The following is a 12,958-nucleotide window of genomic DNA, read 5'->3' on the forward strand; positions in this document are numbered from 1 at the left end:
CTGCTTAAGAACGCCTTACGCGTCGGACGGTTTCGGCGGCTGCGCCAGTTTGTCACTCGTAGTCTGATTCCAGTGCGGCCCCGTTAATGCATCCAGCAGTTCTGAATAGCTGGGTCGGCTTTCGCCATCGGTCAGTTTCAGACTGTCCGGCATATTCTTCGGTTCGTCTTTCACGCGCTGCACGTTAGCGCCAAGTGCGATCAGCTTTTCTTCCAGCTTTTCATAACCACGATCCAGATGATAAATCCGGCGAATCACGGTTTCCCCTTCCGCCGCCAACCCTGCTAAGACTAAAGCAGCACTCGCTCTTAAATCAGACGCCATCACACAGGCGCCGCTTAAACGCGAGTCGCCATTCAGAATCGCGCTGGCCGATTCACGGCGAATGTTGGCTCCCATTCGCGCTAATTCCGAAGCGTGCATAAACCGATCCGGGAATACTTTATCGGTTACAATGCTGATTCCGGGAACACACGCCAACAGCGACATCAACTGCGCCTGCACATCAGTGGGAATCCCGGGATACGGCAGCGCAATACAATCGACTGACTTGAGAGGCTGTGTGACACGAACAAAAACGGATTGCTTTTTCGCCGGCTGATCGGGAAACTCCAGTTGGATCGTCACTCCAATTTCCCGCAGTTTTTCAATCACCGCAGTAATATGATCGGGACGTACCCGGTTTAATCGAACGTCACCGCCGGTAATTGCCGCAGCAATCATCAACGTCGCCGCTTCAATGCGATCGGGAATCACTTCATGTTCGATACCATTGAGTTGCTCCACGCCTTCGATGGTCAGGAACGGAGTCCCCAGTCCTTCAATCTGCGCTCCCGCGGCGTTGAGAAAATTACCCACGTCCACGACTTCCGGTTCACAGGCGGCTGACTCGATCGTTGTTGTCCCTTTTGCCAATGCCGCCGCAATCATCACATTGCACGTCCCGGTCACGGTACTTCCAAAAGCGCCGCCCAGGAAAATATTGGCTCCCCGCAGGCGATCGGCCCGCGCGATGACATAGCCGCGGTCCACACGAATTTGTGCGCCCAACGCAGACAGTCCTTTCAGATGCAGGTCAATCGGTCGATCACCAATGTTACAACCACCGGGTAACGAAACGCAGGCCATTCGGCGTTTCGCCAGCAAAGGACCCAACACGCACACGCTGGCCCGCATCCGCCTCACCAGATCATAGTCGGCAATGCAGGAGGTCTCATCAACGGTCTTCAAACGCAGCGTGCCTGATTCATCACGGTCCACCTGCATACCCAGCGAACCAAGGACTTGAGACTGGGTGGTCACATCCACCAGATTGGGAATGGAATGCAGAACGGTTTCCCCTTCACAGGCCAAAGCAGCCGCCATCAATGGTAACGCCGAGTTCTTGGCACCACTGACTGAAACGCAACCTGAAAGCTGCTCGCCTCCGCGAACGAGAAACATATCCATCCCTGGATCTCCTGAAGTTTTTTAACCTGAACCGCGATGTAAGAAGTATAGGGAATTCATTTATTTTAAGATAGGCAATTTCTCGCTGATGATTACCCGCGCCCGGCCAGCCAGATCTGCTTTGACACGCACATTCTCGTATTTCCCTGAAGCTTCGAACAGTGCTTTCAACGATGCTTCCTGCTCGGGAGAGAATTCCAGCATTAAAAGACCACCATCTTTTAAAAACTGTGGAGCTTCATCAATAATTTTGCGGTAAAAGTCCAATCCATCCGCCCCCCCCGCTAATGCCAGCCGTGGTTCGTGCTGTTTGACATCCGCGTCCAAAGTTTCAATTTCGGCGTCGGGAATATAAGGCGGATTGCTGACGATAATATCAAACACTGTTCCTTCCGTGATCTTGGCAAAACAGTCACTTAGCAGGAACTGAATCTTTTCTGACAGCGCATTGGTCTCAGCATTTTTCTGGGCGATCTCCAACGCACGTTCGCTGATATCCGTCGCCAGAAAAGAAGCTTTCGCACAATTCGCAGCCGCCGCGATAGCAATGCAGCCGCTACCCGTACAGAGATCGAGAATCGAAGGTGCTGGAAGCTGTTGTGCGGCATCCACCAGTTCCATCACCAGCGTTTCGGTATCCGGACGTGGCACCAGGACATGGGAGTCGACATAAAAATCCAGCCCGAAGAATTCGCGATTGCCCACAAGATACGCCACCGGTTCTGATTTGGCACGTCGTTGAACCAGTTCCCGCATCAAGCCGCGTTCCTGTTCAGAAACTTCATCTTCATAGTTGGTATAAAGACGAATCCGCTCACATTTCCGGGCGAACGCTAACAGCACTTCGGCATCCAGGCGGGGAGAATCACTTCCATGTTTTGTCAGATGTGCCGTCGTCCAGTCCAGGATACGACGCACGGTCCACGGCTCTGCTGCAGTCTCTGAAGTGTGCTCCGATGAGGGTGGATTATCTTTCACAACGCGATCCATCGAAATAACAGTTGACAGTGATACTGCAGACGACGCGTTTAGTTATTAGCGCCATCGCCGAGCAGTCGTTCTTCACGGTCAAACTGTAACAGGGCTTCAACCAGTTCATCCAGGTCGCCCTGCATGATCTGATCGATTTTATAAAGTGAAAGGTTGATGCGGTGGTCAGTCACACGACCTTGTGGAAAGTTATAAGTTCGAATTCGCTGGCTGCGGTCCCCGGAACCAATCAGAGTCCGACGCTGATCGGCCCGTTCGTCTGCTGCCTGCTGCTGCATTTGTTCCAATACACGACTACGCAGCACGCGCATCGCTTTGGCCTTGTTCTTGTGTTGACTTTTTTCATCCTGACATTGCACAACCGTGCCCGTCGGCAAGTGAGTGATCCGCACGGCACTTTCCGTCTTGTTCACTTTCTGACCGCCGGGACCGCTGGCATGAAACGTATCGAGGCGAATGTCGTCCGGTTTGATATCGACTTCAATTTCGCTCGCTTCCGGCAGTACGGCGACGGTCGCGGCACTCGTATGCACGCGGCCCTGCGTTTCAGTTTCGGGAACACGCTGTACCCGATGTCCACCGCTTTCAAACTGCAAACGGTGAAATGCGCCTTCACCGGAGATGGAAAACGTGACTTCTTTGATGCCCCCCAGCTCTGTCGCATTCAGGTTCAACACTTCAGTTTTCCAGCCCTTTTGGGCTTCAACGTAATGCTGATACATATCGAACAATTCACGGGCGAACAAGGCGGCTTCATCGCCCCCCGCTCCCGCGCGAATTTCCATGATCAGACCACCCCGCGTGATCGAATCGCCGGCAACGACCAGATCTTCCAGGTCTCTGGTGTGTTTCTCGTGCTCTTCGCACAGCTCGTCGAGTTCCTTCTGCGCGTAGGCTTTGGCATCAGGATCGGTCTCTTCCTCCAGCATCTCACGCGCGACTTCAATATCCTCGGCACGGGTATTGAATACGCGAACTTCTTGAGCCACTTTAGAGAGACCACCGTACTCGCGTTGCACTTCAACGAGCTTGGCATTGTTAGTCAGAACTTCTGGATCCTGAAGCTGTTTTTCCAGCTCCTCAAATCGTTCCAGTTTTGCCTGCAGGGTGGGAAATTTCATTTACCCAAAATCCACGAAGAAGCCTGTCTGATCACGATCGGATTTCTTCGGGGCGCGAATGAGCCTCGAGAAATCAAAAAACCAGACGTAAAAAAGAGAAATACACGACTATGCACTAAATGAGGCTCATACGGAACTATCCTCCGTAGAGCCTCATCGATAGACGATTCGTCAATTTGCTAAGCGTCTTCTTTCTTGGCATCCTCTGCTTCGGCGTTGCGCTTGTCCCAGTTGTATTTCTTCTGGAACTTTTCAACCCGACCGGCACTGTCAACAAACTTCATCTTACCGGTGTAGTAAGGATGCGATTTGGAACTGATTTCCACAGATACCAATGGGTAAGTGTTGCCATCTTCCCACTCGACTGTTGCTTTGGAAGTCGCCGTTGACTGAATGAGAAACGAATCACCTGTCGAAGTATCCTTAAATACGACAGGATGATAATCTGGATGAATGTCTTTTTTCATTTTACTCAGCTTCTTTGTTACCTAATAACCTTGTCGATCTTACGGATTGTCTGCTGCCAATCCTCTATGATGGGGGATTCTGAAAGTCCATCTTACCAGATGAAACCCCGTTTCGTTTTATCGCTACTGCCAGTAGCATGGCCTCGTTTTGCTCAAGAACCCGCTCAGACAAGTCAGACCGTCTGCGGAATCAGTTCCTAAAATCAGGAGGCAAAACAGCTTATCATCATATCTGTTTTATGAAACATCACAGTTTACGTTCCGATGCACCAATGAGCAAGCGCAAAGGGACTCCTCGCCAATTTTACGCAAACCGTTTACCGAAAAAGACATACAACTATTCATCGCAGCAGAATCCAGAACAAAACAAGCATTTTTTCTCATTTTCTCTGGCAGGTCCCGAACATCTTCGCGCCACTCGCAAAAATATGACGGCGAATGATGCCCTTTTGATGACCTCGACAAAAATCAGGGGTAGATTGATTCCATATTTTTGAGGACTCTCTATCTGTTTTGAAAATCAAATGTTAAGTAACTTGGACTCCCGCCGCTGACCGTTTAGAGTGAAACAAAATAGAGTCAGCGGACCAGATTTCATTCTTATTAACTACCAGGAATCCCATTGATGGAACAGGCACTGAATTGGAACAGTCTAAACTTGACGCACGGTTGGCAGCGGGGAGTGACCGCCTTTTATTACGGTCTCGGCTTTTCTGATGAGGATTTTGACAAGGCCCAGATCGGAATCGGCGTCCCTTTGCTCGACGGGAATCTGTGCAATGTCCATGCTTATGAACTGGCTAAGGAAATTGCCGAGGGATGCAAATCGGCCGAGATGATCGGACTCCCCTTTGGTGTTCCCGCAGTCAGCGATAATATCACACAAGGCCAGGAAGGGGGAAATGCCAGCCTCCCCTCACGTAATATGATCGCCAATGCGGCAGAATGTGTCGTTAGTGCACACTCCTACGATGCGTTGATCGGGCTGCATAACTGCGACAAAAACGGTCCCGGCTTTGCGATGGCACTGGCACGATTGAATTACCCTGGCTTAGTCGTCAGCGGCGGAAGCATTATGCCTGGTTGCCATAAAGGTCAGGATATTTCCATTCTGGACGTCTACGATTCGCAGGCGGCCGCCGCCGTTGGTGCCATGGAAGAAACAGAAGCAGAACAGATTCTCAAGACCGCGTGTCCCGGGCCCGGCGGATGTGGCATTGCCGCGTCCTTCAACACCTGGGGCATCGCACTCGAAGCGATCGGCCTGATGCTTCCCTACAGCAGTTCCACCCCCGCCATCGACAGTGCTAAAAAAACAGAGTGTCTGAATGTGGCGTCCGCGGTAAAAAATCTGCTCAAACAGAATATTCGCCCGCGCGACATTCTAACCAGAAAAGCATTCGAGAACGCCGCCGCCACAATCGCCGCCGCCGGTGGTTCCACGAACGGCGTGCTGCATCTCCTTGCACTCGCACGAGAAGCGGGAGTCGATTTTCAGTTACAGGACATTCAGGAAATCCTCAGAAAAACGCCTGTCCTGTGCAGCTTTGCCCCACGCGGTAAAAAAACAATGGTCGACCTGCATCATCTGGGGGGAACTCCCATGCTGCTGAAGCATCTGCTCAAAGCAGGCATTATTGACGGCAGTTGCTTAACCGTCACCGGGAAAACCATGGCGGAAAACCTGGCAGAAGTGGGAGACGTCCCCGCCGATCAGGATCTGATCGCACCGCTGGACCAACCTTATAAAGAGTACGCTGATATGCAAATCTGCTTCGGGAACCTCGCTCCCGGCGGAATCGTCTTCAAAGTCTCCAGCATGCAGGAATCACATTTCACCGGTACCGCCTGCTGTTTTGATGATGCCAAAGCAGTCGCCGATGCGGTCGAAGCCGGCAAAATCAAAGCAGGCAATATCATTGTGTTACGAAATCTGGGCCCCGTCGCTTCGGGAATGCCGGAAGTCCTCGTCGCAACCGCTGCGCTCGCCGTGCCGGAGCTGGACGGAAAAGTCGCCTTCATATCAGACACACGTGTTTCGGGGGTCTCACACGGTGCGATCGGCGTACATTGTTCTCCCGAAGCCGTTGTCGGTGGCCCGATTGGTCTGGTTCAGGACGGAGATCAGATTTCGTTTGATCTGCTCAAGGGAATCATCCAACTCGATATCAGCGATCAGGATTTAGAACAACGCCGCGCCAACTGGACCCCGAATCAGGTTCAACATACACGCGGGTACCTGGCTGACTTTTCAGCCACTGTATCACAAGCGCATCATGGTTGCGTGAGTAAAGCACTGCTCCCCTCATGCGACTGAATGGGAGCTTTCAACTGAACTACCAGGAATACGAATAAGAATGACAATACCAACTTCCTTTCCAGAGGATCTTTTCCAAAACTTGAAACAACACCAGCAAACACAACTGTTGCACTGGTGGGATGACCTGAATGATCAACAGCGGGCAGAGTTAACCGGGCAAATCCAGCAAATCAATTTTGAGCAGATTCAACGCCTCTACTCAACCGAAGGTTCCTCTAAAGCAGAAGAATCTCCCGCTGAGAAAGCAGAGCGTGCCACACGTCCTGCGACGGTGATTCGTCTGCAGGATCGGGCCGCTTCGGACGCAGAATCGGAGTCCGCAATTCAGGCCGGAAACCAGCTACTTTCGGAAGGGAAAGTCGGTGCGATTCTCGTCGCCGGCGGCCAGGGCTCGCGGCTGGGATTCAGTCATCCCAAAGGCATGTATCCCGTTGGCCCCGTCAAACAGACGTCTTTATTCCAGATGCTGGTTGAGCAGTTGACAGCCCGAGCCAACAAAGCCGGCAAACCGATCAGCTATTTCATCATGACCAGCGACGCGACGCACGCTGAAACAGTAGAGTACTTCCAGCAGCATCAAAACTTTGGCCTGGCGGAAGAGAACTTGTATTTCTTCAAACAGGGAACCATGCCGGCCGTCGATGCGACAACTGGTGATATTCTTCTTGAAGAAAAGCATCGCATCGCCGTCAGCCCGGACGGGCATGGCGGAATGCTGGCTGCGCTCAAAAACTCCGGCATGTTTGAAGTCATGCAGAAAAAAGGGATCGACACACTCTATTACCATCAGGTTGATAATGCGACTTCCATTGTCTGCGACCCGGAATTCCTGGGTTACCATGTGCAGCGCAATGCCGAGGTCTCCGTCAAAGTCGTTTCCAAACGATCGCCTGAAGAAAAAATGGGCATTGTGTGTGATGTCGATCAGAAAACGCAGATCATCGAGTACAGTGACCTCCCGCCGCACATCGCAGAGCAAACCGACGCGGACGGAAACTTATTACACTGGGCCGGCAGCACCGCCATTCATGTCTTTAACCGCACGTTCCTTGAGCAAATCGCCGATAATGACGATCTGCTGCCATTTCATCAGGCCAATAAAAAAGTTCCCTTTGTGGATTCCTCGGGCACCCAGGTTTCTCCCTCAGAACCGAACGCGATTAAATTTGAACGGTTCATTTTTGACGTTCTGCCGGTCGCTAATACGGTTCTGGTTTATGAAATTGATCGTCAACGTGAGTTCAATCCGCTTAAAAATGCAGCCGGAGCTGACTCCCCTGAAACCGTACACGCCGCCCTTTGCCGGATTTATTCGGAATGGCTCACAGACTGTGGCGTCTCGGTTCCTGAAGGCGCAGACGTGGAAATCAGCCCTCTCTATGCGTTAGATGAAACGGAACTGAAAACGAAAATCGCTTCCGATACGCAATTAACATTTCCCCTTTATCTGGGAGAATAACCAGGATGCTTCACACGGTTGTCATGGCGGGTGGCAGCGGCACACGCTTCTGGCCTCAAAGCCGAAAAGCGATGCCCAAACAACTGCTCAAACTCGTGGGTGACCACACCATGATTCAGAATACAGTCGCCCGCTGCGCGCAGCGAACGAAACATCAACAGATCTGGATCGCCACCAATCAGACGCTGGCCCAGGAAACTCACCGCCAGTTACCCGAGGTCCCTCAAGACCAGATTCTGATCGAGCCGGCTCCCAGAAATACCGCCCCCTGTATCGGCCTGGCGGCGGTTCATCTTTTGAAATCAGATCCCGATGCGGTCATGCTGGTCGTCTCGTCAGATCATATCATTCAACCTGACGCCGGCTTCATCAACACGGTCGATCAGACAACCACACTCATCGAAGCAAATCCGGACACGCTGGCCTTGATCGGCGTTTCCCCGACGTTCCCTGCCACCGGTTATGGATATATCCAGTGCGGTCCCGCTTTAGCCACTGATAATGTCCACGGCTTCCAAGTGGAAGAGTTCAAAGAAAAGCCCGATTCGAAAACCGCACAACACTATTGTGACAGCGGGAACTATCTCTGGAATTGCGGCATCTTTGTCTGGAAAGCCCGCACGATTCTCGATGCACTCGCCCGGTTTGAACCCGAAATGCACCAACAGTTGCTACAGATTTCCGATGCGATTGGAACGCAGCAATACTCAGACGTACTGAATCAAATCTTCCCGGCCATGAAATCGGAGTCGATTGACTACGCCGTTCTGGAACATGCGAAAGAGAATCTCGCCGTCATCCCCGCAGAGTTTGAATGGGATGATGTTGGCAACTGGAATACGTTACAGAAATATTTCCCCACTGATGCGAACGGCAATACTGTCGTCGGCCTGCATTGTGGCCTGGAGACATCAAACAACATCATTATCTCTGCCGACGATCATCTGGTCGCGACATTTGGAATCGAAAACTGTTTGATCGTGCACACTCCCGATGCCACACTGATGGCCCGAAAAGATGATGAATCCGCCATCAAAAAACTGGTCAACCTGTTTGAGGAGCGTGGCTATGAACGATTCCTCTAATGCAAACCAACCCTGTGACGCAGAATTCCCAGCAGAGGGCCGTCTACTGGGACTCGATTATGGCACCAAACGAATCGGCATTGCCATCTCTACATTTGAGCAAAACATCGCCAGCCCTCTTGAAAACTATACCCGGCAAAGCGAACAGCAGGACCAGAACTTGCTCTCGAAAATCATCAAAGAATATCAGTGTCAAGGTCTCGTCGTTGGACTCCCCGTGCACATGAGCGGCGATGAAGGACAGAAAGCCAAAGAGGCACGCCAGTTCGGTAACTGGATCAGTCAATTTGCAAACATCCCGGTCCGGTACTGGGACGAACGATATTCATCGGCCACTGCCGAGGAATTTCTGGCGAACCTGAACATCAGCCGTCAAAAGCGAAAGGCTTATCTGGATAAACTGGCGGCTCAGATTATCCTGCAATCCTTTCTGGACAGTTCAGATCGAAACCAGATTCCCGGATCTTTTTGAACCGTTTGCATGATGTTTCCCGTATAATATCTAACAGAGCGTCACTCTCGCTGAATCACAGTAACCCATCTATTCGAACGAGCATCGATGAAGCAACCGCCCCTGGATCGTGAAGAATATATCGAACAGGTCTATTTCTTCCGCAACTACCGTGAGCGTCTGGAAGATTCCATTCCTTCGCAGGAGATCCTGGCCACGATCTACGAGGAAATTCTGGCCACAACCAAGCTGCCGATGGCCATCGACTTTCTGAAAGGCGAACTACTGCTGACAGGTCGTATTTCAGACGGAATGGAAAAACTCTCCCATTATTTCACACCGTTCCAAGCGTTCATTCTCAAAAACGCAGAAGACGACAAATCCAAATTCGACCAGAAAACCGGTTTGAAAATCCTGGAACGCGAAGCGGAATACCGCTCGGAAACCCCCAGCAGTGCCGGGCTGTTTATCTACCAGTTTGAATGCATTGCCCGCAACAGACTGGGTTACCATGCAGGTCTCAGCGCCATCTCAGCAGACACACAATACGATGAAGACTGGTCCAGCTGGATTCGCAAACTCAAGATCCAACTGGGGACCATCGACTTCGCGGATTTGCTCTATTTACGGTCTGAACATTTCATGGACGAGCAACGCAGGCTCCCCGGAAATGAGAATTTCACCCCTCGCTATCCGATTCTGTTCAGCAAACAGGATGGCCGCATCGCCAAAGCGAATCACAACCGCGATCCGCTCTACATGTTTGCAGCGCTACAGCGACAATTGGGCTATCCGAAAGTACCCCGCGTTCTGCCACAAAGCGATAAGTCTCTATTTCATCCGGCCTTAGAAGCACGATTACACAAAATTGAAGCACGGCTGCAACTGATTGATGCAGAATTAAAAGGGAATATTGACCTGAGCAAGATGGATGTAAAAGATTTGAATCTGAACAATCTCTTTGACGATAAAGAACTGAAGTAAAGCAAAACGAGAAACAAAATGTATCCATACGTTCCCTCTTACATGTAATTTCTTAAATATGACTTGCCAAACACCAGCCGATTCCCATAACATGGAATCAAATCCCGCCTGCTGAAGAAGCAACAAACCTGCCCCGTACTCGCCAAGTAGAAAAGTCACTGTATTCTTGAAATATTAACTCGTTCACTTTGTTGATTTCACATACAGGAGGTAACATCCCACCAGCTTTGAGTTTCCCACCTGAGTAAACTATCAAATGCCTTAATTTCCCACCCCTTGCCTACACCCACCTTAAGTAGGACTTATAGAAAGGCTCTTCAATGTCTAGTATTACCATCGACGCGCCCGAATCGCGCTCTGCTTATCCTTCATCAACGGTTTCCACTGAAAAAGATTACCAGTCGATCATTAAAATATCAGTCTGGATCCTGGGAGCCATTATCTTCTGTCTGGCAATGATCGATTTCTACGCCCAGACCTATGCAAACGAATCGGGATTCGCCTTGCAGACTGCTCAAGAAGATTTGCTTAAATTAAACGAGGATCTGAGAGTCTCTGATATTGAAAACTACCTTGTCGGCTCACCTACTGTTCAAACCAGTCCCGCCGACAAATACACACATATGTGTAAACAAATGAAAAAATACACCTGGCAAGGGTTTTTCCAGACGTATTCAATCTCAGTTTACCTCGGACTGGGCAACGACCCTTCTGTGGACTTTGTGCATGTCTCTGGTGAAACGACTGAAAAGCCAAGCGTGCTTGCTTCCTATTCTCATAATTAAACGGCAGAGTAATGCGCCAGTTGAACATCAGCCTTGTGGAGACTATAACGTCTCCATGAGGTTTTTTTTATGAGTGTTCTCGTGGACAGAACGCCTGCTGCCTCAGATGACTTGCATCGATCTACCTTTTCCCAGACCCGACACACAACAGCAAGAGAGCATAATGGAAACGATCAAAGGGCACCTTTACGACTATCCCAAATACTATGACCTGATTTTTGGTGATGACTGGAAGGCAGAGTTTGATTTCCTGCAAAACTGTTTTGAAAAACACGCTACCCGAAAAGTAAAACGCGTTTTTGAACCCGCCTGCGGCACCGGACGATTACTGATCAAACTGGCGCAGGCAGGCTATAAAGTAGCCGGCAACGATCTGAATGAGCACGCGATCAATTATTGTAATGATCGCCTGGAGCGAGCGGGCTTTCCGCGGTCCGCGGTGATCGGCGATATGTCTGACTTCAAACTCAAAAAGCCCGTAGAGGCGGCTTTCAATACCATTAACAGTTTTCGCCATCTGCCGACGGAAACCGCCGCTGAAAATCATCTGAAATGTGTGGCAGACGCGCTCGCCCCAGGTGGCCTCTATATTTTGGGGCTGCACCTGACGCCTACAAAAGGCGAGCCGATGCAGAGTGAAAGCTGGTCTGCACGCAGAGGCAATCTTGCCATTAATTCACACATGCAATCCATCTGGACCGACCTGAAGAAGCGAAACGAACATCTCGAAATGACGTTTGATGTCTATACGCCTACCCGTCAGTTCCAACTGTTTGACACGATGGACTACCGGACTTACACCGCGCCCCAGTTTGATGCACTGCTGGCAAAGGTGCCTGAACTGGAAGTGGTCGAACTCTACGATTTCATGTACGAGATGGACTTCACAATTGAAATCGATGCCCAGACCGAAGACGTCGTGTTTATCTTACGCAAGAAATAAACAGCCAGCGAATACGAGACTTTGCAACAGAGCCTGTGATACAAGCCGCGACCTGACCGCGATGGTTCCGATTAAGACTCAACCGTTGGAAGCACGCGTGTTCCGATATTTTCGCCGGCAACCGCTTTTTCAATATTGCCCACTTTGCGAAAGTTAAATACCAGAATTGGAATTCCGTGTTCCATACAATGATGTAACGCCTGCGCATCCATGACCTGCAGATTCTTATGCAGAACGTCCTGGTAGCTGATCTCGGAAAACCGGACCGCGTGCGGGTTTTTCTCAGGATCATCAGAGTAGATGCCGTCCACCTTCGTTGCTTTCAGCAGAATATCAGCGTCAATCTCGCGGGAACGTAATGCAGCCGCGGTGTCCGTGGTCACAAAAGGACTGCCGGTTCCCGCTGCTAAAATCACAACGCGTCCCTTTTCCAGATGTCGGATACAACGTCTGCGGATGAATGGTTCGGCAACACCTTCCATACGAATGGCTGTCTGTAAACGCGTTGCTACTCCCGCCATTTCCAGTGCATCCTGCAGCGCCAGACCGTTAATCACTGTCGCCAGCATCCCCATATAGTGGGCTGTCGCCGGATTGATCGAACCACTGGAAGAAGAAAACTGCTTGCCTCGCAAAATATTTCCACCACCGCAGACAATCGCCAGTTGGACTCCCGAATCGACGAGCCGCTTGATCTGGGCGGAAATCGATTCCAGCTCGGACATACTGATGCCACCTTCTCCGTCTCGACAAAATACTTCTCCACTCAACTTGAGCAGAACACGCGTGTAAGCAGGCTTCAGCAAAGGGGCGGGAGAATCAGTCATCCGTGGATTCCTCAATGTCGGAGAAAATTTTTAATTAAGAATGAGCAGGAAATGTTGTGACTATAAAAAAACGCACG

Annotated in this window: 12 protein-coding genes; 7 read left to right on the forward strand and 5 right to left on the reverse strand. The window is 50.7% G+C overall.

The window, feature by feature from the left end; genetic code table 11:
- Window positions 1-15: 15 nt before the first annotated feature.
- The 4 genes from murA to Enr17x_RS17080 form a co-directional block, all read right to left on the reverse strand.
- On the reverse strand, window positions 16-1,449 hold the full coding sequence (gene murA, locus Enr17x_RS17065) for a UDP-N-acetylglucosamine 1-carboxyvinyltransferase (protein ID WP_145310774.1): 1,434 nt from the start codon (window positions 1,447-1,449) through the stop codon (window positions 16-18).
- Window positions 1,450-1,509: 60 nt separating this feature from the next.
- The gene (gene prmC, locus Enr17x_RS17070; protein WP_232100755.1) at window positions 1,510-2,427 is read right to left on the reverse strand and encodes a peptide chain release factor N(5)-glutamine methyltransferase; all 918 of its coding nucleotides are present in this window, start codon (window positions 2,425-2,427) and stop codon (window positions 1,510-1,512) included.
- Between the two features lie 50 nt (window positions 2,428-2,477).
- On the reverse strand, window positions 2,478-3,560 hold the full coding sequence (gene prfA / locus Enr17x_RS17075) for a peptide chain release factor 1 (protein WP_145310778.1): 1,083 nt from the start codon (window positions 3,558-3,560) through the stop codon (window positions 2,478-2,480).
- 179 nt (window positions 3,561-3,739) lie between these two features.
- On the reverse strand, window positions 3,740-4,027 hold the full coding sequence (locus Enr17x_RS17080) for a type B 50S ribosomal protein L31 (RefSeq protein WP_145310780.1): 288 nt from the start codon (window positions 4,025-4,027) through the stop codon (window positions 3,740-3,742).
- A gap of 625 nt (window positions 4,028-4,652) precedes the next feature.
- Between Enr17x_RS17080 and ilvD the strand changes: the two genes are divergently transcribed.
- The 7 genes from ilvD (at window position 4,653) to Enr17x_RS17115 (ending at window position 12,054) form a co-directional block, all read left to right on the forward strand.
- Window positions 4,653-6,344 (forward strand): dihydroxy-acid dehydratase, encoded by a 1,692-nt coding sequence (ilvD, locus tag Enr17x_RS17085; protein WP_145310782.1) that lies wholly within the window; start codon window positions 4,653-4,655, stop codon window positions 6,342-6,344.
- Between the two features lie 40 nt (window positions 6,345-6,384).
- A complete protein-coding gene (locus Enr17x_RS17090; protein WP_145310784.1) occupies window positions 6,385-7,806 on the forward strand; it encodes a UTP--glucose-1-phosphate uridylyltransferase in 1,422 nt (473 codons plus the stop codon).
- Between the two features lie 5 nt (window positions 7,807-7,811).
- On the forward strand, window positions 7,812-8,891 hold the full coding sequence (locus Enr17x_RS17095) for a mannose-1-phosphate guanylyltransferase (protein WP_145310786.1): 1,080 nt from the start codon (window positions 7,812-7,814) through the stop codon (window positions 8,889-8,891).
- Entirely contained in the window at window positions 8,875-9,363 is a 489-nt protein-coding gene (gene ruvX, locus Enr17x_RS17100; protein WP_145310788.1) for a Holliday junction resolvase RuvX, read from the forward strand. The genes Enr17x_RS17095 and ruvX overlap by 17 nt, the downstream gene beginning before the upstream one ends.
- Before the next feature lie 87 nt (window positions 9,364-9,450).
- Complete coding sequence (locus tag Enr17x_RS17105) at window positions 9,451-10,326, forward strand: hypothetical protein (RefSeq protein WP_145310789.1); 876 nt, start codon at window positions 9,451-9,453, stop codon at window positions 10,324-10,326.
- A gap of 320 nt (window positions 10,327-10,646) precedes the next feature.
- Complete coding sequence (locus Enr17x_RS17110; RefSeq protein ID WP_145310791.1) at window positions 10,647-11,111, forward strand: hypothetical protein; 465 nt, start codon at window positions 10,647-10,649, stop codon at window positions 11,109-11,111.
- A gap of 163 nt (window positions 11,112-11,274) precedes the next feature.
- Window positions 11,275-12,054 (forward strand): class I SAM-dependent methyltransferase, encoded by a 780-nt coding sequence (locus Enr17x_RS17115; RefSeq protein ID WP_145310793.1) that lies wholly within the window; start codon window positions 11,275-11,277, stop codon window positions 12,052-12,054.
- Between the two features lie 71 nt (window positions 12,055-12,125).
- Here Enr17x_RS17115 and pyrH read toward each other — a convergent pair whose 3' ends face one another.
- Window positions 12,126-12,881 carry a UMP kinase gene (gene pyrH, locus Enr17x_RS17120; RefSeq protein ID WP_145310795.1) on the reverse strand — a complete coding sequence of 252 codons (756 nt, stop codon included), beginning with the start codon at window positions 12,879-12,881 and terminating at the stop codon, window positions 12,126-12,128.
- Window positions 12,882-12,958 lie beyond the last annotated feature (77 nt).

This window comes from Gimesia fumaroli, from assembly GCF_007754425.1.
Classification (GTDB): domain Bacteria; phylum Planctomycetota; class Planctomycetia; order Planctomycetales; family Planctomycetaceae; genus Gimesia; species Gimesia fumaroli.

Bases quoted from the DNA above. Each gene is read 5' to 3' on its own strand.
- Enr17x_RS17095 (WP_145310786.1), top strand. From the start codon at position 7,812: ATGCTTCACACGGTTGTCATGGCGGGTGGCAGCGGCACACGCTTCTGG.
- Enr17x_RS17115 (WP_145310793.1), top strand. From the start codon at position 11,275: ATGGAAACGATCAAAGGGCACCTTTACGACTATCCCAAATACTATGAC.
- Enr17x_RS17090 (WP_145310784.1), top strand. From the start codon at position 6,385: ATGACAATACCAACTTCCTTTCCAGAGGATCTTTTCCAAAACTTGAAA.
- prfA (WP_145310778.1), bottom strand. From the start codon at position 3,560: ATGAAATTTCCCACCCTGCAGGCAAAACTGGAACGATTTGAGGAGCTG.
- ruvX (WP_145310788.1), top strand. From the start codon at position 8,875: ATGAACGATTCCTCTAATGCAAACCAACCCTGTGACGCAGAATTCCCA.
- murA (WP_145310774.1), bottom strand. From the start codon at position 1,449: ATGGATATGTTTCTCGTTCGCGGAGGCGAGCAGCTTTCAGGTTGCGTT.
- pyrH (WP_145310795.1), bottom strand. From the start codon at position 12,881: ATGACTGATTCTCCCGCCCCTTTGCTGAAGCCTGCTTACACGCGTGTT.
- Enr17x_RS17110 (WP_145310791.1), top strand. From the start codon at position 10,647: ATGTCTAGTATTACCATCGACGCGCCCGAATCGCGCTCTGCTTATCCT.
- Enr17x_RS17080 (WP_145310780.1), bottom strand. From the start codon at position 4,027: ATGAAAAAAGACATTCATCCAGATTATCATCCTGTCGTATTTAAGGAT.
- ilvD (WP_145310782.1), top strand. From the start codon at position 4,653: ATGGAACAGGCACTGAATTGGAACAGTCTAAACTTGACGCACGGTTGG.
- Enr17x_RS17105 (WP_145310789.1), top strand. From the start codon at position 9,451: ATGAAGCAACCGCCCCTGGATCGTGAAGAATATATCGAACAGGTCTAT.